The following is a 23,870-nucleotide window of genomic DNA, read 5'->3' on the forward strand; positions in this document are numbered from 1 at the left end:
CCTCAGGCCGTCGGCACGGTCTGGATGGTGATCACCCGGTCGGCCAACTGCAGGGTGGCTGCCTCCGGTTCGGCGAAGGTGAGCAGCCGGCGGCCGCGCAGCACCGCGACGACGAGGTCGGCGCAGTCCCGCGGACTGCGGCCGGCCTCGGCCCGGGTGACCGGGCGTTCCACCAGGTCGAGTCCGTGTCCGTAGGTGAGCAGATCCTCCATCACCGCACCGGCGTTGGGGCTGAGCATCGACATGCCGAGCAGCCGCCCGGCCGAGCTGGAGCTGGTGACCACCACGTCGGCGCCGCTCTGCCGTAGCAGCGGGGCGTTCTCGTCCTCGCGAACCGCCGCCACCACGATGGCGCCCCTGTTGAGCTGACGTGCCGTCAGGGTGACCAGCACCGCGGTGTCGTCCCGCTCGGTGGCCACCACCACCTGGGCGGCCTTGGGGAGTTCGGCGCGCAGCAGGGTGTCGGTCCGGGTGGCGTCGCCGACCACGCCCACCAGCCCGTCCAGGGTGGCCTGTTCGATCACCTTGCGCTGAGGATCGACCACCACGATCGACTCCTTGGCGACCCCCTGGCCGAGCAGGGTCTCCACGGCGCTGCGGCCCTTGGTTCCGTAGCCGACGATCACGGCGTGGTCGCGCAAGGAGGACCTCCAACGTCCGACTCGCCACTGCTGGCGGGTCCGTTCGGCCAACACCTCCAGGGTGGTGCCGACCAGGATGATCAGGAAGACCACGCGCAGCGGGGTGATCACGAGGATGTTGGTCAGCCGGGCCGCGTTGCTGACCGGTGTGATGTCGCCGTAGCCGGTGGTGGAGAGCGTGACGGTGGCGTAGTAGGCGGAGCCCAGCAGGTCCAGGGTGCCGCGCGCGTTGTCGTTGTAGCCGCTGCGGTCCAGCCAGACGATCAGCGTGGTGGCCGCCAGCACCCCGAGCGCCACCGCCAGGCGCAGCCCGACCTGACGCAGCGGCGGCGCGGCCGCCCTGACCGGCAGCACGATCCGGCCGGCGGACTCCGCGTCGGGACGGCGGCCCACCCGCAACCGGGCCGGACCGCCCCGCGAACTGCGCTGCTCGTCGGTGCTCACAGCACCAGGATGCGGTCGCCACAGCCCCGACTGGCGGACCCTCAGGGCGTGGCGAGCAGCTCGACGCGCTCGCCGGCCGGCACACCGCCCGGCGGCACGACCGCCAGGGCGTCCGCGAGCGCGAGGCCGCGCAGCATCGCCGGACCGTCGAAGGCCAGCGCCACCGGGCCGTGCTCGGTGTGCCGCACCGGCAGCAGCCGGGTATCGGACCGGTGGCCGGGCAGCTGCTCGCCCGCCCGGACGAACCGGCCGGGACCAGCCGGACGGCCGCAGAGGCGGTGCAGCAGCGGCAGCGCGAAGGTCACCGCGCCGGCCACCGCGGCCAGCGGGTTGCCGGGCAGGCCGACCAGATGCCGGGGACCCGTCGCGGGACCCGTCGCCGGCAGCTCGGCGAGCAGCATCGGGTGCCCCGGACGGACGGCCACCCCGTCCACCAGCAGCCGGCCGCCGGCCGCCGCGAGCGCCGCGTGCAGGAAGTCGACCGGCCCGGCCGCGGTGCCGCCGGTGGTCACCACGACGTCGGCCGGCGAGTGCCGCACAGCGTCCCGCAGCAGCCCGAAGTCGTCGCGGATCCCCCGGCGGCCGATCAGCTCGGCGCCGGCCGCCCGCAGCCACGGCTCCAGCAGCGGTCCCAGCGCGTCGCGGACCAGCCCGGGGCTCGGCAGGCCCGCGTCGAGCAGCTCGTCCCCGAGCACCAGCAGCTCGACGGTGGGCCGGCGGCGGACCGTCAGCCGGTCGTAGCCGCAGGCCGCGGCAAGGCCGATCACCGCCGCGGTCACGGCGGTCCCGGTCGGCAGCAGCGGCTCGTCGCGGTGGCACTCCTGGCCGCGCGGGCGGACGTCCTGGCCCGGCGGCAGCCCACCGGGGGGAAGCTCGCGCAGCGTGCCGCCGTCCGCGGCGCGGCCGTGCTCGCGGCGCAGCACCGCGGTGGCGCCCGGCGGCAACTGGGCGCCGGTGGCGATCTCGGTGGCCCAGCCGTCGGCGAGCGGCGGCGCCGTGCGGCCGGCCAGCACCCGCCCGGCCAGCCGCCACGGTCCGGGGCCGGCCACCGCCCAGCCGTCCATGGCGGAGGTGTCGAAGGCGGGCAGGTCGGTGAGCGCGGTGAGCGGGCCGGCCAGGGTGCGGCCGAGCGCGGCCGCGAGGTCCACCGGCTCGGCGGGCAGCGGCGCCCGGACGGCCCGCCGGGCCGCCTCGCGGGCCTGCGGCCAGGGGCAGTCGTGCCCGGCGGCGGCCGACCGTGCCCGGCCGTCGCGGCCCGTGCCGAGCCCGGGCGCCGCCGCGTTCACTCCTGCTCCGGCGCCTGCTGGTCCGCCCAGCGCTCGGCCAGGGCGGCGATCCGCCGGTTGGCGGCGGCCACCTCGGCCGTGCCGCCACCGCGGGTCGCTGCCGCGTAGCCGACCAGGAAGGCGGTCAGCGGCGCGGCCGGCCGGGCCACCCCGTGCGCGACCACCCGGGCCAGGTCGAGCAGTTCGGGGATGTCGACGGCCAGGTCGATGCCCAGCTCGTTCTTGGCCTCGGTGATCCAGTCGTCCAGCGTGCGCTCCATGGTGGACATGCTGCCCGATGACCGGCCCGCCACCGTGCCGCGGGGATGGCCTGCGTGCTTCTTTTCGCTCACACCGCACCACCGCGGCCCGTGCGGCGCCGGGCCTCGGCCAGCTGCTCCCAGGTGTCGCAGTCGTACGACGCGCCGTCACGGTCGGCCAGCCGTACGGTGCGCAGGCCCGCGGTGAGCCTGCGCAGCGGCGCCCCGGCGGGATCGCCGAGCGCGTCCAGCGCGGCCCGCAGCGCGGAGGCCCGGTAGGCCGCCGTCAGCGGCTGGTCGCGGCCCTCGGCGTCCACCAGGACGGCGGCCTCCACCTCGCCGCAGACGGCGGCCGCCAGCCGCCGCAGGGTGCCGTCGTCCAGGAACGGCAGGTCGGCGGCGAGCAGCAGCACCCGCTCGGCCGTGATCTGCGGTCCGGCGAGCCCGGCCGCGACGGCGGCCACCGGTCCGCCGCCGGACGGGCGTTCGCGGGTCCACCACAGGTCCGGCCGGGACGGCGGAGCGGTCGCCGGTCGGGGACCGACCACCACGATCCGCCCGGCACCGGCGCAGGCCGCCAGCACCCGGTCCAGCAGGGCGCGGCCGCCGACGGTCAGCTGCGGCTTGTCCGCGCCGTCCAGCCGCCGGGCGGCGCCACCGGCCAGCACGATCGCGTCGTAGGGCGTCGTCATGCGGCCAGTATCCGGCCTCTCAGGCCGGATCGGCCCCCGCGTCGGGCTCCGCTCCCTCGTCCGCAGCCGCGTCCTCGTCCGAGTCCTCGGCCTGTCGCGCGGTGTTCGCGGCGGCGCTCAGCTCCAGGATCACCGGGAGCGTCAGCTCGCCGTAGAGCTCGCTCATCGCGGTGACCAGGCCCTCCGGGTCGCCGGGGTGCTCGGCGAGCTGCCGGTCGAACTCCTTCAGGTAGTCGTCGGTGAAGGTGAGCACCCGCGCGGCGTCGTCGTCCTGGTCGGGCGCCCGGTGCCCGGCGATCACCCGCTCCACCCCGAGGTCCGCGATCCGCTCCAGGTTCCGCGCCCAGTCGCGGCGCTCGGCGGCGGTGGTCTCGGCGGTCCAGACGTGCGTGCCGTTGTACGCCAGGTCGCCGGCGATCACCGTCCGGGCGCTGGGGACGTGCACGACGGTGCAGTGCGCGCAGTCGCCCTGGCCGAGGTAGAGCACCCGGATCAGCTGGCGGTCGATCATCAGCGGCTGCGGCAGCAGGGCCCGCGGGACCACCGGGGCCTCGGGGAGGTCGTCGCCGAAGACCGGACGCCACTGGACGACCTTGGCCGCCGCCGTCCGGACGATCTCGTCGACCACCTGCGGCGCCGCCAGGACGTGCGCCTGCGGGAACAGCCGCAGCACCTCCTCCACCCCGAAGTAGTGGTCGGGGTGCGGGTGGGTGATCACGACGGCCAGCAGGTTGCGGTCCTTGCCGGCGATCCACTCGGCGAGCTCGCGGCCCGCGCTGCGGGTGAGCTGCGCGTCGACCAGGATCGCGTCACGCCGTCCGATGATCAGCGTGGAGGTCGGGAAGAAGGACGCCTCCGGGCCGACGAAGACCTCGATCTCCAGCATCGGACCGGACGCCGGAACCGCCGTGGAACCGCCCCTGCGGGCGACCGCGCCACTGCCGCTCGCACCGCGCGGCTCGTCGGCGCTCTCCTCGGGCGGTGGTGACGACGTCACGGGCTCTCCCTGGTCCACGGCGGTGCACGACTCCCCCGCCGCGCGGGGGTCCTGTGGGGACCAGCATGGAAGCCGAGGGCCCGTCACGCCCGGTAGGCGCACCCGGGCGGGTGAGCGCTACCAGGGCGTGGCGGCGGGCTCTCAGGCGGCCACCCGGTCCGCCGACGCCTTGGCGAACGCGGCGGCGTCCTGGTGCGCCTTGGCCTTCGAGGCCTCGGCCGTCTCGACGAAGTCGGCGAGCGCCGGGTTGACGCCGGCCATCGTGAACTCGGGCACCACCAGGCTGACCTCCAGACCCAGCAGCTCGGTCAGCACCTTCTCCAGGTAGTTGGTGGCGAACTCGAAGGACGCGCGCGGGCTGCCCTCGGCGTACGAACCGCCGCGCGAGGAGACCACGGTGACCGGGGTGCCGGCGGCGGACTGCTCCGCACCCGCCGTGCGGCCGAACAGGACCACCTGGTCGATCCAGGCCTTGAGCGAGGAGGGGACGGTGAAGTTGTACATCGGCGCCCCGATGACCACGGCGTCGGCCTGCTCCAGCTCGGAGATCAGCTGGTCGCGCACCGCGTGGGCGGCCTGCTGCTCGGCCGAGCGCTTCTCGGCCGGGAGGAAGCCCGCGACGATCGCGGCCTCGCTCAGGTGCGGCACCTCGGTGAGGGCGAGGTCGCGGTAGATGACCGTGCCGCCGGGGTTGGCGGCCTCCCACTCGGCGCGGAAGGTGGCCGAGACCTCGCGGGAGACGGAGCCCTCGTGGCGAGCCGACGAGTCGATGTGCAGCAGCGTAGGCATGGGGATCCTCCGGGATCGATCGGTGTGCCGACTTTTTCTCGGCAACTGGGATTACCGTAGCAGCTTACTTTTCTTCAGTCACTAGCGGAGGGCCAGTACCCTGAGTGCATGGGCGAGCTTGAAGCACCGACGACCGCGACCGCAGCATCCGGGTGTACCGGAGTGGACATCGCCATGCACCGGGTGTTCGCGCTGCTCGGCAAACGCTGGTCCGGCCTGATCCTGGCGGTCCTCACCCAGAACCCCGGCCACTTCTCCGAGCTGCGCCGCGCCATCCCCGGCATCAGCGAACGCATGCTCTCCGACCGGCTGACCGAACTCGGCGAGGCCGGCCTGGTGGTGCGCCGGGTCGACGAGGGCCCGCCGCTGCGGGTCTGCTACCGCCTCACCGAAGCCGGCCTCGCGCTCGGACCGGCCCTGGAGGAACTCCGCCGGTGGGCCGCCGTCCACCTGGCGGACACCACCGCCCCGCGCAGCTGCTGACCCGGTGACCCCGGCCGGGCGCCTCAGGAGCGGGTGAACCCCCACTCCAGCCAGCGCACGTCGGCCCGCCCGTGCAGATCGGCCCGCTCGCCGCGGTGCACCAGGCGCAGCCCCGCCCGCTCCGCCAGGTCCGGCAGCTCCCGCGGCGGCACCTCGAACATCCGCCGCCCGACCGGCACCGGCCCGCTCCGGACGGACATCACCAACGTGCCACCGGGCGCCAGCAGCCCGGCCAGGCGGCGCAGGCCCCCGGCCCGCTCCGCCGCGTCCAGGTGCATCCAGACCGCGGTGAGCAGGATCAGGTCGTAGCGGTCGCCCGGTTCACCGAGCAGCGGCAGCCCGGGCAGCGCGTCGTCCACCCAGCGGATCGCGGTGTCCGCGTGCAGCAGCCGCCCGCGCTCGCGCAGCTCTGCGGTCGGCTCGGCAGCCGTCACGGTGTGCCCGAGCCGGGCCAGCGCCGCCGCGTCGCGGCCGGAGCCCGCTCCGACGTCCAGCACCCGCGCCGGGGCGGCGGGGAAGAGGTGCAGCAGCCCGCCCAGCACCTGCTCGAAGGCGACGCTCTCGTACTGCGCGACCAGCGCGTCCGCGTCCGCGCCGTACCCGGCGATACCGGCCGGAGCCACCGGTGGAGTCTCTGTCATCGCGTCAGCCTACGAACCCGGCTGCCGCCGCCGTCAGCCGCAGTCGGCCGCCCGTGCCAGCAGCAGCGCGCGCTCGCGCTCGTTGCGGGTGAGCGCCGCGGCGCGTTCGAACTCCGCGCGCGCCTCGTCCAGCCGACCGAGCCTGGCCAGCAGGTCACCGCGCACGCTCGGCAGCAGGTGGTAGGTCCTCAGCGAGGGCTCCTCGGTCAGCTGGTCCACCAGGTCGAGCCCGCTGGCCGGACCGAACGCCATCGACAGCGCCACCGCCCGGTTCAGCTCCACGACGGGCGACGGCGCGCGCCGGGCCAGCGCCTCGTAGAGCGCCGCGATCCGGACCCAGTCGGTCTCCTGCGGCGTCCGCGCCCGCGCGTGGCAGGCCGCGATCGCGGCCTGCAGGGCGTACCCGCCGCCCGCACCGCCGAGCTGCCGCGCCCGTTCCAGCGCCGCGAGCCCGCGGCGGATCAGCAGCTGATCCCACCGGCCGCGGTCCTGGTCCAGCAGCAGCACCGGCTCCCCGCCCGGCCCGGTGCGGGCGGCCGAGCGGGAGGCCTGGATCTCCATCAGCGCGACCAGCCCGTGCACCTCGGGCTCCTCGGGCGCCAGCTCGGCCAGGATCCGGCCGAGCCGCATGGCCTCCTCGCAGAGCGCCGGACGCATCCAGTCGTCGCCCGCGGTCGCCGCGTACCCCTCGTTGAAGATCAGGTACACCACCTCCAGCACCGACGACAGCCGCTCGGCCAGCTCGTCGCCCTGCGGGACCTCGAAGGGCACCTGGGCCCGGGCCAGCGTGCGCTTGGCCCGCACGATGCGCTGCGCGACGGTCGACTCCGCGACCAGGAACGCCCGCGCGATCTCGTCGGTGGTCAGCCCGCCGAGCAGCCGCAGGGTGAGCGCGACCCGCGCCTCGGTCGACAGCACCGGGTGGCAGGCCGTGAACACCAGGCGCAGCAGATCGTCCTCGATGGTGCCGTCCAGCTCGGCGATGGCGTCCGGCGCGGGCACCGGCCCGCCCGCCGCGCCGTTCTCCAGCTCGTGCCCGAGCTCGTCCAACTTGCGGGACAGCCGCTCCCGGCGGCGCACCAGGTCGATCGCCCGGTGCTTCGCCACGGCCATCAGCCAGGCGCCCGGGTTGTCCGGCACCCCTGCGGCCGGCCACTGCTCCAGCGCGGCGACCAGCGCGTCCTGGGCCAGCTCCTCGGCGAGGCCGACGTCGCGCACGATCCGGGTCAGCCCGGCGATCAGCCGCGCCGCCTCGATCCGCCAGACCGCGTCGATCGTGCGATGCACGGAGGCGGACCGGTCGGTGGGCGGGTCGGAGGCTGTCACGTCAACCCATCAGAGCAGCGCCCCGGGGGCCGCCGCAACAGCGGCCCCCGGGGCGCTGCCCCTGCCGCTACCGCTGACCGGCCCGGCGCTCCAGCTCCTCGCGCAGCCTGGCCTCGCTCGCGGCGGCCTCGGGCGTGACGATCTCCTCGGGGAAGTCGCCGGCCTCGAACACCTGGCGCAGTTCCAGCGCCTCACCGTCGGCGAACGGCACCCGCGAGGCCCACTCGACGGCCTCCTCCTTCGACTTCACCTGGATCACCCAGTACCCGGCGATCAGCTCCTTCGCCTCGGCGAACGGTCCGTCGGTCACGGTGGGCCGACCGCCGTCGAACGAGATCCTGGCCCCCTTGCTGCTGGGCTGCAGCCCGTCCGCCGCGAGCAGCACGCCCGCCTTGACCAGCTCCTCGTTGTACTTCCCCATCGCCTCGAACATCTCCGGGCTGGGCAGCACGCCCGCCTCGGTGTCCTTGTTGGCCCGCACCAGCATCATGAATCGCATCGTCGTCCTCTTCCCGGGTTCCGGATCGGGAGCCTGGCGCCGGACGTCTGCGGTCCGGTCCCAACCAGCCTCCACCCGTGCGTCGAACGGGGGGCGGCCGGATCGACAACCCGGGTGAGGTTTTTTTCCGGCTGGTGGGACGCGCACGCGACAGGCCCCGGACGGCGCGCTGCGCTGTCCGGGGCCTGTCGTTTCAACCAGGTGGATCAGGAGTTCTGGTAGAAGCCGAACCAGTCGACGACCAGGTCCGTGCTGCCCGAACCGGTGTTCCAGAAGTCGATGATGCCGTTGGCACCCGGGCTGGCCTGGACCAGGTTCGGGACGATCTGACCGGGCAGCCAGTTCAGCACCGAGGTGTTCGGACGGGTCGGCCACGGCGCGTTGCCGCCGTCGTACTGGCTGGTCGTGTTCGGGTCCGGCGAGACGGTCAGGAAGCCGCCGCCCTTGGTGTTCACGACCGTGCTGTTCAGCACGAAACCGGTGATGTCGGGCTGGGTGTCGCTGAGCGGCATGTAGATGTAGCTGCCGGCGCCAAGCGGCCCGGTGGTCCAGGAGGGGTCGCGGGTGTCGAGCAGCCGGGTGGGCTTGATCGGCAGGTAGGCGCTCTTGCTGTCGGGGCTGTAGTAGCCGACCACGTCGACGATGACGTCGGCGCCCAGGCCGCCGCCGTTGTGCACGCGGATCTTGCCGTCGGCGCCGACCGGGACGACCACCGAGTTGGCGATGGTCTGGCCCGAGAGGTAGTTGACGTTGGAGGCGTTCGGGGTGTCCTGGCCGTCGGGGTAGACCGTCAGGAAGCCGTCGCTGCGGGGGTTGGTGACGGTGACGTTGAGCGCGACCGCGGTGACGCCGGAGGCGGGCACGGCGCCGTTGCCGGCGACCTGGGCGGCGATCGAGCCGAGGCCGTCGACCTGGGCGGCGACACCGGTTCCGGTGCCGTCGCGGGTGTCCACGATGCGGTTGGGCGCCAGCGAGGTGTAACCGCTGGCGGCGCTCTGGGTGAAGTAGCCGGTGACGTCGGCGATCAGGTCCACCGAGGCCAGGCCGCTGTTGTACAGGTCGATGTAGCCGTCGGCGCCGACCGGCACGATCGCCATGTTCGGCACGGTCTGGCCGGTCGTGAAGTTCACGTTCGACGTGGACGGGCGGGCGCCGCCGTCCGCGTAGGCGGTGATGAAGCCGCTGTTGGTCGGGTTGGTCACCGTGAGGTTGACGACCACGGCGCTCACCCGGGACGGGATCGCGCCGTTGCCGGCGATCTTCACCCGGGCCTGCTGGTAGGACCCGACCTGCCCGACCGGCGCGCCAGTGCCGTAGCGGGTGTCCAGCAGACGCGTCGGCCCGTACGGGGTGTACTCCGAACCCGGGGTCGACAGCGCCACGGAGTTCTGCACGACGTTGCCGCTGTTGTCAGTGATGACGACGCTGACGGTGTACTGCCCCAGCTTGGCGTAGCTGTGCGGCCACACCTGCGGCGAGGCATCGGTGAACGAGCTGTTGCTGGTGTTGCCGTCGCCCCAGTTGACGGTGGCGGTGAGCGGGAAGTCCGCGCTGGTGACGGTCGCGGTGAGCGCGACCCCGTACATGCTGGTACCCGTCGCGCTCAGGCCGACAGCCAGGCTCGGGTCCGGGGTACCGGACGCGGCCGGCGCGGGAGCGGCGTCTGCCGGCGCGCTGCTGGTGTTCGCGGCGCTGGCCGCCTTCTGCACCCGGGCCGAGTTGGAGGCCGCGCTGGTGAAGGTCTGGAACTTCGAGGCCGCGGTCAGCGCGGAGGCGTTCGGGGCGGGCGACTTGGTGGCCGTGCCCGGTGCGCCGGCCGCGTTGGCCGATACCGGGACGAGAGCAACACCGGCTGCGATTATGGCAGCCAGCATTGCGGAACGACGGTGAGACACTGGGCCCCCAGTTGCGTGATGATCAGGACGCAAAGCGGACTCAGAATACAGATCTCGGCTAATGAAAGACAGTCAATTCAGATTGACCACAGAAGCCCTGGCCACGCATCAGACATTCCGTCCAAGTCCCTTGCACTGAAGCGCCACTAACGTCATGACATGAACTTTCAACGACGCCTCAGAGCAATTGGTGTGAAATCGTCCGTCAGTCCCGCGTCATGTCGACAAAGCGAGAGTAGTGGCCCTGGAAAGCAACCGTGATGGTGGCGGTGGGGCCGTTTCGGTGCTTGGCGACGATCAGGTCGGCCTCGCCCGCGCGGGGCGACTCCTTCTCGTAGGCGTCCTCGCGGTGCAGCAGGATGACCATGTCGGCGTCCTGCTCGATCGAGCCCGACTCACGCAGGTCGGAGACCATCGGCTTCTTGTCGGTGCGCTGTTCGGGACCACGGTTCAGCTGGGAGAGCGCGATCACCGGGACCTCCAGCTCCTTGGCCAGCAGCTTGAGGTTTCGCGACATGTCGGAGACCTCCTGCTGACGGCTCTCGGCCCGCCGGGAGCCGCCGGACTGCATCAGCTGGAGGTAGTCGATGACCACCAGCTTGAGGTCCTGGCGCTGCTTCAGGCGGCGGCACTTGGCGCGGATCTCCATCATCGACAGGTTGGGCGAGTCGTCGATGAAGAGCGGTGCGGCGGTGACGTCCGGCATCCGGCGGGCGACCCTGGTCCAGTCGTCGTCCGTCATGTTGCCCGACCGCATGTGGTGCAGCGCGACCCGGGCCTCCGCCGAGAGCAGGCGCATGGCGATCTCGTTGCGGCCCATTTCGAGCGAGAAGATCACACTCGGCAGACCGTTGGTGATCGAGCAGGCCCGGGAGAAGTCCAGCGCGAGGGTGGAGTTGTGGGTGGGAACCATCGACCGGGTGGCCAGGTACATGTGATCCGGGTTGTCCACCTGGACACAGCGGACCGGGACGCTGTCGATCTCCCGAGCGTCGGTGACGAACCTCTGCTTCAGCCTCGGGGTACTGGTGCGCCTGCGGGCGCTGTGCACGCTCTGCTTGCGCTCCAGCCCGAACACCTCGTCAGTCGGTGTGAACGTGACGATGTATGCGGTGGACGACTCCTCCGAGCGCCCTGCGACCCGCTTGGCCGTCATGCCACAGCGATAGCCGAGGCTCAGGACGAGCTCACGGAACCCCTCGGCCAGCGCCCGGCTGGTGACGGCGAACTGGACCGATCCCGTGTTCGTGACCGTTCCGTCGGTGTCCAGGAGCCCGGCGAGCAGCTCCCTGCGCTGGGCGACGGAACTGCGCAGATACTCCTGAGGGATGTGCTTGTTCCCCAAACTGATCGATGCGCCGACGGGGTGGATCTCGAAGCCCTCGTCCGCGACGCGTTGCACGATCTCCGGGTCCGCCGAGGTGAGCCGCGCGGCCTTGCTGTGGCCGTCACCCAGCCACGCTCCGAGCGTGTAGGGCGGCACGGGCAGATCCCGGTGCGGGAGGTCGAGCGGGGCCGCGTTCTGCACGCTGTGGTTCGTGCGCTGATCGGCCGTGTCGCAGTGCAGCGTCCCGGCGATCTCCTTGGTCGTCTTGACCGAGGCGAAGGTGCGCTGGGTGCGGTTGTACCCGGCGGCGGCAGCCTGGGCCGATTTGCGCGAGGCCCGGGTGTCGGTGAGCCACTGGTGATCCGCATCGGCGATGACAGTGGTGCCGTCATCGAACGACATCTCGTAGCAGGGTCGACCCGTCATCACCTCGGTGGCGGCCACCACCCGGGTCGGCTTCCCCGTTGCGTCGAGCAGGTAGTCGCCCGGCTGTACCTCGCCCATGGTGGTCCACCCGGTGGGGGTGGGGAGCGGCGTGTCGAGGGCGAGTGCCTTACCCATTGCGGGTCGGGCGGCGATGACGATCATCTGGCCGGGGTGGAGGCCGTTGGTCAGCGCGTCGAGGTCGGCGAAGCCGGTGGGGACGCCGGACATCTGGCCGTTGCGGGAGCCGATCGCCTCGATCTCGTCGAGGGCGCCCTCCATGATGTCGGCGAGCGGCGCGTAGTCCTCGCTGGTGCGCTGCTCGGTGACGGCGTAGATCTCGGCCTGCGCCGCGTTGACGATCTCGTCCACGTCGCCCTCGGCGGCGTAGCCCATGCCGGCGATCCGGGTGCCGGCCTCGACCAGGCGGCGCAGCACGGCGCGCTCGTGGACGATCTCGGCGTAGTACTCGGCGTTGGCGGCGGTCGGGACGGAGTTGACCAGGGTGTGCAGGTAGCCCGGACCGCCGACCCGGGCCAGCTCGCCGCGCTTGGTGAGCTCGCTGGCGACGGTGATCGGGTCGGCCGGCTCGCCGCGGGCGTAGAGGTCGAGGATCGCGCTGTGGATGAGCTCGTGGGCCGGGCGGTAGTAGTCGAGCGGCTTGAGCACCTCGACGACGTCGGCGATGGCGTCCTTGGAGAGCAGCATGCCGCCGAGCACGGACTGCTCGGCGGCGAGGTCCTGCGGGGGGACCCGCTCGAAGCCCTCCATCCCGCCGGAGCGCTCGCGATCGGCGTCCTTGCCGCCACCACCACCGCCACCGTCCCGGTCGCGCTTGCGGAAGTCCCCGCCCTTGCCACCGCCGGAGCCGGAGCCGCCCTTGCCGCCCTCGGCGCGGTTGCGGGAGACCGGGAGCCGGTCGCCGGGCCCGTCGGGCTGGAAGGGGCCGGAGAATGCGTCGTCGGACGGCTGCCAGTCGTCCTCCGGGGGCGGAGGCACGTCGTGGTCGTCGTACTGGGGGCCGGTCACGCGTGTTCCCCGATCAGCGAGCGGTGCGAGTGCGGTGCGAGGGCGGAGTGGTCAAGGAGGGCGGCCGGGGTCACGAACCGGTCCACCTCCTTCTTACGCCACGGTGCCGACAAAACGGACGCCGGGTGGGCATCTGGCGCGTCGGACGAGCGCCCACGCTAAGGGGCCGGAGGGCCTTCGACCAAGACGGTTATCCACAGGGCATGTGGATGACGGACCCTGTCCTGTGGACAACTGCCCGAAACCTGTGCACGAGCATGTGGACGGCCCTGTGGATAACCACACCATCCACCTGGTGTCAACTTGCTGACCTGCGATGACTCGATCTGATGGCTGTGCATGAGAAATTCTTCACACAGGTCCGGATCGACCCTCCACCGCCAGGCAACAGGCCCGTCGCTCACAGGTACGAGTAAGAGATGAGACAGCCTTGCACCACTTACCTGTGGATGGTTACGGTGGCCGCATGACAGCCCCGAGAACCGACCGCCGCCGCCAGGACCGGGAGATCCTGGCCCTGGCCGTCCCGGCCTTCGGTGCCCTGGTCGCCGAACCGCTCTTCCTGCTGGCCGACTCGGCGATCGTCGGCCACCTCGGCACCTCCCGGCTGGCCGGGCTCGGCGTGGCCGGCGCCGCGCTGTCCACCGTCACCGGGGTGTTCGTCTTCCTCGCCTACGCCACCACCGCCGCGGTCGCCCGCCGGATCGGCGCCGGGGACCGCCGCGGCGCCATCCAGCAGGGCATCGACGGCATCTGGCTCGCGCTGCTGCTCGCCGTCCCGCTGGTGCTGCTCACCCTGGTGTCCGCGCCGTGGATCGCGGACGTCCTGGGCGCCTCCGACACCGCCGCCCCCTACGCGGTGACGTACCTGCGGATCAGCTCACTGGGCGTGCCCGCGATGCTGATGGTACTGGCCGCCACCGGCGTGCTGCGCGGCCTGCAGGACACCCGTACCCCGCTGCTGGTGGCCGTGGCCGGGTTCACCGCCAACATCGGCCTCAACCTCGCCCTGGTCTACGGCGCCGGCCTCGGCGTGGCCGGCTCCGCCTGGGGGACGGTGCTGGCGCAGACCGCGATGGCCGCCGCGTACGTCGCGGTGGTGCTCCGCGGTGCCCGCCGGGAGCGGGCCGGACTGCGACCGGACGCGGCGGGCATCCGGGCCTGCGCCAAGGCGGGCTGGCCGCTGATGGTCCGCACGCTCAGCCTGCGCGGCGTGCTGATGATCGCCACCGCGGTGGCCGCCCGGCTGGGCGACCGGGAGATCGCGGCCCACCAGGTCGCGATGACCCTGTGGACCTTCCTCGCCTTCGGCCTGGACTCCATCGCGATCGCCGGACAGGCGATCATCGGCCGCTACCTGGGCGCCGGCGACGCCCGGGGGGCCCGCGCGGCGACCCGCCGGATGGTGCAGTGGGGCGTCGGCTCGGGGGTGCTGCTCGGCCTGCTGACGGTCCTCGCCCGCCCGCTGTACGTGCCGCTGTTCAGCCCGGACCCGCAGGTGCAGGACGCGCTCAGCGCCGTCCTGCTGCTGGTCGCGCTGACCCAGCCGGCGGCCGGCCTGGTCTTCGTCCTGGACGGCGTCCTGATGGGCGCCGGGGACGGCCCCTACCTGGCCTGGGCGATGCTGGCCACGCTGGCCCTGTTCGCCCCGGTGGCGCTCGCGGTACCGGCGCTCGGCTGGGGGCTGCTGGGCCTGTGGTGGGCGATGAACCTCTTCATGCTGGTGCGCGGCGCCTTCCTGCTGGGCCGGGTGCGCGGCGGGCACTGGCTGGTGACCGGCGCCGTCCGGGCCTGAGAGCACAGCGACCTGGGAGCACAGCGAAAAGACCCGAGGGCCGGCGCTCCGCGAACGGAGTTCCGGCCCTCGGGCCCATCAACTGCTAGGCAGTTCAGGCAGACACGACGGCGACGTCGAGGTTGGCCTGGACGTCGGCGTGCAGCTTGACCGACACCTTGTGGGTGCCCACGGTCTTGATCGGCGAGGCGATCGTGACGGCGCGCTTGTCCACAACCGGGCCGCCGGCGGCCTTGACGGCCTCCACGACATCGGCCTGGGTGACGGAGCCGAACAGGCGGCCGGCGTCGCCGGAGCGAACGGCCAGCTTGACCTGCAGGCCCTCGAGCTTGCCCTTGAACTCGTTGGCAGCCTCAAGGGTCTGGATCTCGTGGACCTTGCGGGCGCGACGGATCGCGTCGACGTCCTTCTGTCCACCCTTGGTCCAGCGGATGGCAAAGCTGCGGGGGATCAGGAAGTTACGGGCGTAACCGTCCTTGACCTCGACAACCTCGCCGGCGCCACCGAGGCCGGAGACCTCGTGAGTGAGGATGATCTTCATTCTTTGGTCACCCTCTCTTAGCGCGCGGTGCTGGTGTAGGGCAGCAGGGCCATCTCACGGCTGTTCTTCACGGCCGTGGCGACGTCGCGCTGGTGCTGGGTGCAGTTGCCGGTGACCCGGCGGGCGCGGATCTTCCCGCGGTCGGAGATGAACTTGCGGAGCAAGTTCGTGTCCTTGTAGTCAACGTAGTTGACCTTGTCCTTGCAGAAGACGCAAACCTTCTTCTTCGGCTTGCGAGCAGGCGGCTTCGCCATTGTGTGCTCCAAAGTGGATTCACGATCCGGGGCCGGCGCGTCAGCACACGGCTCCGGGTCGCACGAAATCTGTCAGCTCTTAGAACGGGGGCTCTTCCGAGAAGCCGCCACCGGACGGGGCACCCCAGCCACCGCCGCCACCCTGGTTTCCACCGGGTGCCGGAGCGCTGGACGCCCACGGGTCGTCGCTGGGACCGGACTGGCCGCCGCCGGAGGTGTTGCCACCCCAGCCGCCGCCCTGCTGGCCGCCACCGCCGAACCCGCCGCCCTGCTGCTGGCCGCCGCCGAAGCCGCCGCCACCACCAGGTGCGCCCTGGCCACCGGACCGGTTGGCCCGGGTCACCTTGGCGGTCGCCGAGCGAAGGCTCGGGCCGACCTCGTCGACCTCGACCTCGAAGACCGTCCGCTTCTCGCCTTCCTTGGTCTCGTAAGACCGCTGGCGCAGTCGGCCCTGCACGATCACGCGCATGCCGCGCTGCAGCGACTCGGCCACGTTCTCCGCCGGCTGACGCCAGACGTTGCACGTGAGGAAGAGGCTTTCGCCGTCCTTCCACTCGTTCGTCTGACGGTCGAAGGTGCGGGGAGTGGACGCGATGCGGAACTTCGCGACCGCCGCACCCGACGGGGTGAAACGCAGCTCGGGGTCGTCGACGAGATTGCCGACGAGTGTGATGACGGTCTCGCCTGCCATGGTGTGATGGCCTCTCGGGAGGAGGAGTTCCGTTCAGCGATGTTTCACGCTTCAGCGGTGCTTGTAGTGGCTTCCGCCACGTGAAACATCGGACCTGGACTACCGGAGACCCAGCAGGGTCTCAGCGGTGGCTCAGTGGGTGTCCGGGCGCAGGACCTTGGTCCGCAGAACCGACTCGCTCAGCGAGAACTGGCGGTCGAGCTCCTTGACAACCGCGGGCGTGGCCTTCAGGTCGATGACCGTGTAGATGCCCTCGGACTGCTTGTTGATCTCGTACGACAGGCGACGACGGCCCCACGTGTCGATCTTCTCAACGTTGCCGCCACCTTCGCGGACAACGTTCAGGAAGGTCTCGATCAGGGGGGAGACAGCGCGCTCCTCGACCGAGGGGTCGAGGATGACCATCACCTCGTAGTGACGCATGAGTAACCCACCTCCTTTGGACTCAACGGCCACGGTCTCTCCGTGGCAGGAGGGTTGTGCAGCGTCGGCACTGGAGGAGTGACCGACCGCGGTCCACCGTAGTGGCCGGGTCCGACAGTGCCGCTCCGTCGACCCGCCGGCGGGTGGGAACCCACGAGCGAAGACAGGACAGGCACAACTACACCAGTGCAGACCGCACAGCCTACCCGCACCCATCCGGCCGAACAAAACGCGTACCGGTTGAGATCCAGGGGTCAACCGGCGCAATCTGGGCACAACGGCTACACGCGCACCCTCGCCCCTCGCAGGAGGTGGGTTCCATGGCACAGTCCGTCCGCCGATTCCCCGCACTCACGCTGAACACCGACGGTCACGCCCACCCCAGGGAGAACACCCTGGTGGGCCTCACCGTGGTCTTCGGCCTGATGGCCTTCATCTCCGCCGGGTTCTACAACCTGAATCTGCTCAGCTCCTGGTCCGGGCTCGCCGGGATCGTCACCGGTCTGTGGGGCCAGTTCATCTCGGTCACCACGGCCGAGCGCTTCGTGGTGGTGATCGCCCTGGCGATGTCCGTGATCGGTTTCGGGATGGGCCTGGCGCACGGCGGACTCTGGAGCTAGCCCGGCACGCAGCGGCGCACGACGAACGGCGTTCCCCCCGCTCGGCCGGGGGAGCGCCGTTCGTCGTTCGGCAGTCCTGCTGGACGGCAGCCGCGGGCCCTATGGTTCCGTCAACGCGCCGCAACCGAGCCACCCGAAACGGACCATTCGGGCGATAGGGTCACAACAAGCCCGCCCCTAGCCCGCCGCATCCGCACCAGCCAAGGAGCACCCCGAGCATGAGCCTGCGTCTGAGGACGATCACCCGCGAGGAGCATCTGTCCTTCATCAGGAGCCTGCCGTCCGCGAGTCACATGCAGGTGCCCTCCTGGGGCGAGGTGAAGGCCGAGTGGCGCAGCGAGTCGGTGGGCTGGGTGGACGCGTCGGGCGCGGTGGTGGGTGCGGGGCTGGTGCTCTACCGGCAGCTGCCGAAGGTGAAGCGGTACCTGGCGTACCTGCCGGAGGGTCCGGTGATCGACTGGTTCGACCCGGATCTGGACCGGTGGCTGGAGCCGCTGCTGGCGCACCTCAAGTCGCAGGGGGCGTTCTCGGTCAAGATCGGGCCGCCCGTGGTGGTGCGGCGCTGGGAGGCCTCCACCATCAAGGAGGCGGTGGCGGGCACCGAGGCGAAGCGGCTGCGGGACGTCGAGCCTGACTGGTACGAGCCCCGGGCCTTCGAGGTGGCCGACCGGCTGCGCAGGTCCGGCTGGCTGCAGGGCGAGGACGGCGGGGCCGGCTTCGGCGACGTCCAGCCGCGCTACGTCTTCCAGGTCCCGCTGGCCAGCCGTTCACTGGACGACGTGCAGCGCGGCTTCAACCAGCTGTGGCGGCGCAACATCAAGAAGGCCGAGAAGAGCGGCGTCGAGGTGGTCCAGGGCAGTTACGAGGACCTCGCGGTCTTCCACCAGCTCTACCTGGTGACCGCCGAGCGCGACCGCTTCACGCCCCGCCCGCTCGCCTACTTCCAGCGGATGTGGAAGGCCCTGACGTCCGAGGACCCCAACCGGATGCGGCTCTACATCGCGTACCACGAGGGCGAACCGCTGGCCGCCACCACCATGCTGACGGTCGGCGAGCATGTCTGGTACTCCTACGGCGCCTCCGCCAACCACAAGCGCGAGGTCAAGCCCTCCAACGCGATCCAGTGGCGGATGATGCGCGACTCCTACGCGCTCGGCGCCGGGATCTACGACCTGCGCGGGATCAGCGACACCCTCGACGAGGACGACCCGCTGTACGGCCTGATCCAGTTCAAGCTCGGCACCGGCGGCCAGGCCGCCGAGTACCTCGGCGAATGGGACTTCCCGCTCAACAAGCTCCTGCACAAGGCCCTGGACCTCTACATGTCCCGCCGCTGAACCACCCAGACGCACCACCCCCGGAGAGCTCGATGACTCTGTCGCTGTACGTGGACACCGACCGCTGGCGGGCGCATCAGCACGCACTGCTCGCCGAGTTCCCCGGGCTGGTCCCGGTGGCCAAGGGCAACGGCTACGGCCTGGGCAACGCCCGGCTGGCCGCGGAGGCCGCGCTGCTGGGCACTGCGCTGCTGGCCGTGGGCACAGCCGCCGAGGCGGCCGAGGCGGTCGACCGGTTCGCCGGCGAGCTGCTGGTGCTGACGCCGTACCGGGTCGGCGAGGAGAGCCCGGAGCTGCCGTCCCGGGTGCTGCGCACGGTGGCGAGCGTGGAGGCGGTCCGGGCGCTGCCCGGCGCCCGGGTGGTGGTGGAGTGCATGACCAGCATGCGCCGGCACGGGATCGCCCCCGGTGACCTGGTGCACCTGGCCGAGGCCGTCGAGGACGTCGCCTTCGAGGGTTTCGCGCTGCACCTGCCGCTGGACCGCCCCGACGGCTCCGATCCGGCCACCGAGGTGTCGGTGTGGGTGCAGGCGATCGCGGCTGCCGGGCTGCCGACCGGCACCGTCTACCTGAGCCATCTGAGTGCCCCCGGGGTGGCCTGGCTGAACGTGCGCCACCCGCACACGGAGTTCCGCTCGCGGATCGGCACCCGGCTCTGGCTCGGCGACATCGGCGCGCTGGAGGCCCGCGCGACGGTGCTGGACGTGACGCCCGTCGCCAAGGGCGACCGGTACGGCTACCGCCAGCACAAGGCACCGTCCGACGGCCACCTGCTGGTGGTCTCCGGCGGCACCGCGCACGGCGTCGGGATGGAGGCGCCGAAGTACGTCCACGGCCTGATGCCGCGCGCCAAGGGCATCGCCCGGGCCGGCCTCGCCACCGTCAACCGCACCCTGTCGCCCTACTCCTGGCAGGGCCGCCAGCTCTGGTTCGCCGAACCCCCGCACATGCAGGTCAGCATCCTGTTCCTGCCCGCCGACAGCAAGCCGCCGGCGCTGGGCGACGAACTGTGCGTCAATGTGCGGCACACCACGACGCACTTCGACCGGGTGACAGACCGCCTGAACCTCTGAAACCCCGTCAGGAGCGCTCGGAGCCGAGCTCGTCGGTACTCCAGTCCACCTGGTCCAGCTCCCCGGACCGCGCGTCCGCCAGCCAGTCGTCCCGGTTGGTCGGGGCGTACGCGGCGTACGACTCCGCCTCGCGCAGCCGGCGGGCCGCGCCGATCACGAACCGGTCCGGGGCGAGGTCGAGCACGCCGCCCGACGGGTCGTCACTGCCGTCCCAGCGGACCGGGTCGCGGTCGGGGCGCAGGATGTCCCGGATCACCATGGCGCACAGGTAGAGCGTGCCCAGCAGGTGCAGGATGACGGCGAAGTGGTACCAGTCCTGCCCGATGCCGTGCTGCTTGGCGTCGCCCGTGTAGGCCAGGTAGGACCAGATGCCGAGGAAGTACAGCACCTCGCAGGCCTGCCAGATCAGGAAGTCGCGCCAGCGCGGCCGGGCCAGCGCCGCCAGCGGGATCAGCCAGAGCACGTACTGCGGCGAGTAGACCTTGTTGGTGACGATGAAGGCCGCGACGATCAGGAAGACCAGCTGGGCGTAGCGCGGGCGGCGCGGCGCCGACAGGGCCAGCCAGCCGATGCCCAGGCAGCAGGCGATCAGCACCCCCGCGATCCAGTTGTTCAGGCCCGCGAGCGACTCGTTGCGGTCCTGCATCAGGATCATCCAGAAGGAGCCGAAGTCCTCCTTGCGGGTCTGGCTGAAGGTGTAGAAGGTGGCCCAGCCGTCGAAGTTGGCGATCATGATCGGGACGTTGACCAGCAGCCAGGCGCCGACCGCGCCCCCGGTCGCCTGCCAGAAGGCCCGCCAGCGGCCGGTGCGCCAGCAGAGCACCAGCAGCGGCCCGAGCAGCAGCAGCGGATAGAGCTTGGCGGCGGTGGCCAGGCCGATGAAGACGCCCGCCCAGACCGTGCGGCTGTTCGACCAGTACGCCATCGCCACCGCGGTCAGCGCCACCGCGAGCAGGTCCCAGTTGATCGTGGCGTTCAGCGCCAGGCAGGGCGCGAGGGCGAAGAGCAGCGCGTCCCAGGGGCGGCGGCGGTGGGTGCGGGAGAGCGCGATCACGGTGATCACCGCGCAGATCAGCAGCATCGCGGCGTTGACCATCCAGAACCAGCGCTCGCGGTCCTGGATGATGCCGCCGGTCGGGGTGAGCCAGCCGGCGATCTGCATGAAGCCACCGGTCAGGACCGGGTACTCCAGGAACTTCATGTCCGCCGTGGGCGACGGGATCATGTCGAGGTAGGGGTGCAGACCGTCGGCGAACCCGCGGGCCGAGTAGAGGTGCGGGATGTCGCTGTAGCAGGCGTGGGTGTACTGCGCGGTGGCACCGAAGAACCAGCCGCTGGTGTAGCAGGGCACCTTCTGCACCATGCCCAGCACGTACGTGATCACGGTGAAGAGCGCCAGCACCCGCGCGGGGATCCACCAGGAGACCCCCAGCAGGGCCCGGCGGCCGGGCGGACCGCCGAGGAACTCGCTGCCGGCCTCCGCGACCGGGTCCTCGTCCGCGGGGACGACCACGGTGTTGGGCAACGGCCCTTCCGCGACCGCGGCCGCTGCCTCGGGCTCGGTGGATTCGTCACGCGCGATCGACGTCATGGCGGACATACTGCCGCACGACCATGAAGTGGACGAGAAGGACCCCGCGAGCGACGTGACGAAAACGGCCGTGGCGGCCCCGCGCGATTGCGGGGCCGCCACGGCCGTTCCTGCTGCCCGGTTGCTAGCCGAGCAGTCCGCCTCCCGTGCTGGAGGGCGGCGGTGGGCTGCTCGCCGGCGCGCTCGGCGTGCCCGTTGGCTTGTGGCCGTGCGTCGGGGACGCGGTACCGGTCGGGCCGCACCCGAAGAACGGGTCACAGGACGGGGTCGGCACCGACGGCGCGGTGGACGCGTCGGTCGGCGGGGCGAGAGCGGAGCTGACCGGTGCGGCCGGGGTGCTGGGAGCGGCGGCCGTGGCCGTGTCGCTCGCCGTGGCGGAGGCCGTCGGCGAGGGCGAGGCGGTGCTCGGCGCGCCCGAGGCGTCGACCTCGGTGTTGATCGGCGCCGGCGTCGGGAAGTCGGTCGGCGGGACGTTCGCCAGCGCGGCCTTCATGTACTCGGTGAAGATCTCGGTGGGGAGGTTACCGCCGTAGAAGCCACCGATCGCGCCACCGGTACCGGTCAGCGAGAGCAGCTTGGGGTTGGCCGGGTCCTCGCGGAACATGCTGACCGCGGTGGTCAGCTGCGGGGTGTAGCCGTCGAACCAGGCCGAGACGCCCTTGTCGGTGGTACCGGTCTTGCCGGCCACCGGGCGGCCGAGCGCCTTGGCCTTGGTACCGGTGCCGTTCTGCACCACGCCCTGCAGGACGTCGGTGATGTTGTCGGCGACCGCCTGGTCCAGGACCGGCTTGGGCGTCGGCTTGGTGAAGGCCGGCTTCACCGTGCCGTTGAGCTCGACCTTGGTCACCGAGTACGGGTCGGTCTGCTGGCCGCGGGCGGCGAAGACCGAGTAGGCCGAGGCCATCCGGATCGCGCTCGGGGTGGAGGTACCGATCGCGAAGGAGGCCGTGCTCGGGTCGGCGAAGCTCTCCTTCTTCAGACCCATCTTCTCCGCGAGCGCCATCACGTTGGTGCCGCCGACGTCCTCGCCGAGCTGCACGTACGGCACGTTCATGGACACTTCCATGGCCTTGCGCAGGGTCACGAAGCCCGGGTCGCCCGGGTCGTCGTTCTTCTGCCGGAACGGCTTGTTGTTGACGTCGAGCACCAGCGAGCCGTCCGGCTTGCGGATGGTGCTCATGTCGGCGCCGCTGTAGCGGCTGTCCTCGTTGATCCGGGTCGGCTTGCCGTCGGCGCCGGTCTGGGTCAGCACGCCGGTCTGCATCGCGGTGGCCAGTACGAAGGGCTTGAAGGTCGAGCCGACCGGGACGCCGGAGGCGTCGGCGTTGTTGACGAAGTGGTTCTGGTCGTAGCCGGGGCCGCCGTAGATGGCCACGATCGCGCCGTCGCCGGGGACCACCGAGGCCGCGCCGACCTGGACGTTGGTGTCGGTGTCCGGGCGCTTGGTCGGGTTGAGGTTCTGCGCGCTGATGTCGTCGACGGCCTTCTTCAGCGCGTCGACCTTGTCCTTCTGGAAGGTCGTGTAGATCCGGTAACCACCCTGCGCCAGCGCGGCGTCGGTGATCGACGGGTCCTGCGCCTCGATGTACTTGTTGGCCGTGTCGACCAGGTAGCCGATCTCACCGGTCATGTTGGACGCGGTCTTGTTCGCGATCGGCATGGGGAAGGTGCTGCACTTGGCGCGGTCCGCCGCGGTCAGCGAGTGGGTGACCACCATCCGGTCCAGGACGTAGTTCCAGCGGGCCGTCTCGCGGTCGAGGTTGGCCTTGCTGAGGCTGGGGTCGTAGTCGGTGGCGCCCTTGAGCAGACCGGCCAGCATGGCGCTCTGGCAGACGTCCAGGTCCTTGGCGTTGATGCCGTAGTAGGCCTGGGAGGCAGCCTGGATGCCGTTGGCGTTGCGGCCGAACCAGCTGGTGTTCAGGTAGCCGTCCAGGATGTCGTCCTTGGAGAGCTTCTGATTGATCTTCAGCGTGATGAAGAACTCGCTGACCTTGCGGCTCAGGGTCTGATCCTGGCTCAGGTAGGCGTTCTTCACGTACTGCTGGGTGATCGTCGAGCCGCCCTGGGTCGGACCGCCGGTGGCCATGTTGTAGACGGCGCGGGCGATGCCCTGGGGGTCGATGCCGCTGTCGGTCTTGAACGACTCGTTCTCGGCGGCGATCACCGCGTTCTGCAGGTTCGGGCTGATGTCGCTCAGCGGGACGATCTGCCGGTTGGTGGTGCCCTTGCGGGTCATCTCCGAACCGTCGGCCCAGTAGTAGATGCTGTTCTGGTCCTTGACCAGGTCCTTGATGTTGGGGATCGAGGTCATCGCGTAGGTGACGCCGATCGCTCCGACCCCGCTGCCGAAGGCCAGCAGGAAGATCGTCAGGCACTGCTTCCACGACGGGAGCCAGCGGCGGACGCCGCTCTTGCCCCAGCGCGGGTAGTCGATGAAGCGCTTCTTGCCCGGCGGCTTGCCGCCGCCGCGACCACCCGCGGCCGGCGTGGCCGCGCCCTTGCGGCCGCCCTTCTGGGACGCCTTGCGCATCTCGGCGCGGCTCAGCCGCGGCTGCTGGGCAGTCTCCCGCGAACCGCGCGGGGCGCCCGGCGCACCGGAGCGGTTGGCTCTGGCGCGTCCCGGCGTGTCATAGGACGGCGCACCCTGGGGCGGATTGCCGTACGCGTACGGTTGGCCGCCGCTGCGGCCCTCGGGCGGCTCGTCGCCGCCGCCCGAGTTGTGCGACCTTCGCCGGTGTTCGCTCATCGTCCAGTAACTCCTAGGCCAGGCTCGGGCGCCTGAAGACAGGTTCCCCTTCCAATGCCCGCAACCGCCCTAGGCCTTGTGTACGGCC

At 71.5% G+C, this 23,870-nt stretch carries 20 protein-coding genes and 1 pseudogene; 5 read left to right on the plus strand and 16 right to left on the minus strand.

Annotation, left to right across the window (positions count from 1 at the left end; all coding sequences use genetic code 11):
- Positions 1 to 2: 2 nt before the first annotated feature.
- The 5 genes and pseudogenes from P3T37_RS19730 to P3T37_RS19750 form a co-directional block, all read right to left on the minus strand.
- The gene (locus P3T37_RS19730) at positions 3 to 1,040 is read right to left on the minus strand and encodes a potassium channel family protein (protein WP_280725202.1); all 1,038 of its coding nucleotides are present in this window, start codon (positions 1,038 to 1,040) and stop codon (positions 3 to 5) included.
- A gap of 86 nt (positions 1,041 to 1,126) precedes the next feature.
- Entirely contained in the window at positions 1,127 to 2,371 is a 1,245-nt protein-coding gene (locus tag P3T37_RS19735; RefSeq protein WP_348533260.1) for a molybdopterin molybdotransferase MoeA, read from the minus strand.
- Positions 2,368 to 3,302: pseudogene (locus P3T37_RS19740) on the minus strand (NTP transferase domain-containing protein). The gene P3T37_RS19735 and the pseudogene P3T37_RS19740 overlap by 4 nt, the downstream one beginning before the upstream one ends.
- 19 nt (positions 3,303 to 3,321) lie before the next feature.
- Entirely contained in the window at positions 3,322 to 4,299 is a 978-nt protein-coding gene (locus P3T37_RS19745) for an MBL fold metallo-hydrolase (RefSeq protein WP_280725050.1), read from the minus strand.
- 141 nt (positions 4,300 to 4,440) lie between these two features.
- A complete protein-coding gene (locus P3T37_RS19750; protein WP_280725051.1) occupies positions 4,441 to 5,088 on the minus strand; it encodes an NAD(P)H-dependent oxidoreductase in 648 nt (215 codons plus the stop codon).
- A gap of 108 nt (positions 5,089 to 5,196) precedes the next feature.
- On the opposite strand from P3T37_RS19750, the gene P3T37_RS19755 reads away from it, so the two are divergent.
- Positions 5,197 to 5,571 (plus strand): helix-turn-helix domain-containing protein, encoded by a 375-nt coding sequence (locus P3T37_RS19755; protein ID WP_280725052.1) that lies wholly within the window; start codon positions 5,197 to 5,199, stop codon positions 5,569 to 5,571.
- Positions 5,572 to 5,594: 23 nt separating this feature from the next.
- On the opposite strand, the gene P3T37_RS19760 is transcribed toward P3T37_RS19755, so the two are convergent.
- The 5 genes from P3T37_RS19760 to dnaB all read right to left on the minus strand — a co-directional run bounded on the left by P3T37_RS19760 (position 5,595) and on the right by dnaB (position 12,711).
- Positions 5,595 to 6,212 carry a class I SAM-dependent methyltransferase gene (locus P3T37_RS19760; protein ID WP_280725053.1) on the minus strand — a complete coding sequence of 206 codons (618 nt, stop codon included), beginning with the start codon at positions 6,210 to 6,212 and terminating at the stop codon, positions 5,595 to 5,597.
- Positions 6,213 to 6,245: 33 nt separating this feature from the next.
- Entirely contained in the window at positions 6,246 to 7,538 is a 1,293-nt protein-coding gene (locus P3T37_RS19765) for an RNA polymerase sigma factor (RefSeq protein ID WP_280725054.1), read from the minus strand.
- Between the two features lie 67 nt (positions 7,539 to 7,605).
- Positions 7,606 to 8,037, minus strand: a complete 432-nt coding sequence (locus P3T37_RS19770) for a YciI family protein (RefSeq protein ID WP_280725055.1) — start codon at positions 8,035 to 8,037, stop codon at positions 7,606 to 7,608.
- Between the two features lie 206 nt (positions 8,038 to 8,243).
- On the minus strand, positions 8,244 to 9,911 hold the full coding sequence (locus P3T37_RS19775; RefSeq protein WP_280725056.1) for a PKD domain-containing protein: 1,668 nt from the start codon (positions 9,909 to 9,911) through the stop codon (positions 8,244 to 8,246).
- 226 nt (positions 9,912 to 10,137) lie between these two features.
- Positions 10,138 to 12,711, minus strand: a complete 2,574-nt coding sequence (gene dnaB / locus P3T37_RS19780) for a replicative DNA helicase (protein ID WP_280725057.1) — start codon at positions 12,709 to 12,711, stop codon at positions 10,138 to 10,140.
- Between the two features lie 466 nt (positions 12,712 to 13,177).
- Between dnaB and P3T37_RS19785 the strand changes: the two genes are divergently transcribed.
- Entirely contained in the window at positions 13,178 to 14,506 is a 1,329-nt protein-coding gene (locus P3T37_RS19785) for an MATE family efflux transporter (RefSeq protein WP_280725058.1), read from the plus strand.
- Between the two features lie 94 nt (positions 14,507 to 14,600).
- On the opposite strand, the gene rplI is transcribed toward P3T37_RS19785, so the two are convergent.
- The 4 genes from rplI to rpsF all read right to left on the minus strand — a co-directional run bounded on the left by rplI (position 14,601) and on the right by rpsF (position 16,415).
- Positions 14,601 to 15,047: a 50S ribosomal protein L9 gene (rplI, locus tag P3T37_RS19790; protein WP_280725059.1), complete on the minus strand. Its 447-nt coding sequence runs from the start codon at positions 15,045 to 15,047 to the stop codon at positions 14,601 to 14,603.
- A gap of 17 nt (positions 15,048 to 15,064) precedes the next feature.
- A complete protein-coding gene (gene rpsR, locus P3T37_RS19795) occupies positions 15,065 to 15,301 on the minus strand; it encodes a 30S ribosomal protein S18 (protein WP_030304537.1) in 237 nt (78 codons plus the stop codon).
- Between the two features lie 79 nt (positions 15,302 to 15,380).
- Positions 15,381 to 15,992: a single-stranded DNA-binding protein gene (locus tag P3T37_RS19800; protein ID WP_280725060.1), complete on the minus strand. Its 612-nt coding sequence runs from the start codon at positions 15,990 to 15,992 to the stop codon at positions 15,381 to 15,383.
- Between the two features lie 132 nt (positions 15,993 to 16,124).
- A complete protein-coding gene (gene rpsF / locus P3T37_RS19805) occupies positions 16,125 to 16,415 on the minus strand; it encodes a 30S ribosomal protein S6 (RefSeq protein WP_280725061.1) in 291 nt (96 codons plus the stop codon).
- Between the two features lie 320 nt (positions 16,416 to 16,735).
- On the opposite strand from rpsF, the gene P3T37_RS19810 reads away from it, so the two are divergent.
- The 3 genes from P3T37_RS19810 (at position 16,736) to P3T37_RS19820 (ending at position 19,445) form a co-directional block, all read left to right on the plus strand.
- On the plus strand, positions 16,736 to 17,035 hold the full coding sequence (locus tag P3T37_RS19810; RefSeq protein ID WP_280725063.1) for a hypothetical protein: 300 nt from the start codon (positions 16,736 to 16,738) through the stop codon (positions 17,033 to 17,035).
- Positions 17,036 to 17,253: 218 nt separating this feature from the next.
- On the plus strand, positions 17,254 to 18,372 hold the full coding sequence (locus tag P3T37_RS19815) for a peptidoglycan bridge formation glycyltransferase FemA/FemB family protein (protein ID WP_280725064.1): 1,119 nt from the start codon (positions 17,254 to 17,256) through the stop codon (positions 18,370 to 18,372).
- Positions 18,373 to 18,404: 32 nt separating this feature from the next.
- Positions 18,405 to 19,445 carry an alanine racemase gene (locus P3T37_RS19820; protein WP_280725065.1) on the plus strand — a complete coding sequence of 347 codons (1,041 nt, stop codon included), beginning with the start codon at positions 18,405 to 18,407 and terminating at the stop codon, positions 19,443 to 19,445.
- A 7-nt stretch (positions 19,446 to 19,452) separates the two neighbouring features.
- Here P3T37_RS19820 and P3T37_RS19825 read toward each other — a convergent pair whose 3' ends face one another.
- Positions 19,453 to 21,036: a glycosyltransferase 87 family protein gene (locus P3T37_RS19825; protein WP_280725066.1), complete on the minus strand. Its 1,584-nt coding sequence runs from the start codon at positions 21,034 to 21,036 to the stop codon at positions 19,453 to 19,455.
- Positions 21,037 to 21,160: 124 nt separating this feature from the next.
- Positions 21,161 to 23,782 carry a transglycosylase domain-containing protein gene (locus P3T37_RS19830; RefSeq protein WP_280725067.1) on the minus strand — a complete coding sequence of 874 codons (2,622 nt, stop codon included), beginning with the start codon at positions 23,780 to 23,782 and terminating at the stop codon, positions 21,161 to 21,163.
- Positions 23,783 to 23,870 lie beyond the last annotated feature (88 nt).

The sequence above is a fragment of the Kitasatospora sp. MAA4 genome (assembly GCF_029893355.1).
Lineage (GTDB): Bacteria > Actinomycetota > Actinomycetes > Streptomycetales > Streptomycetaceae > Kitasatospora.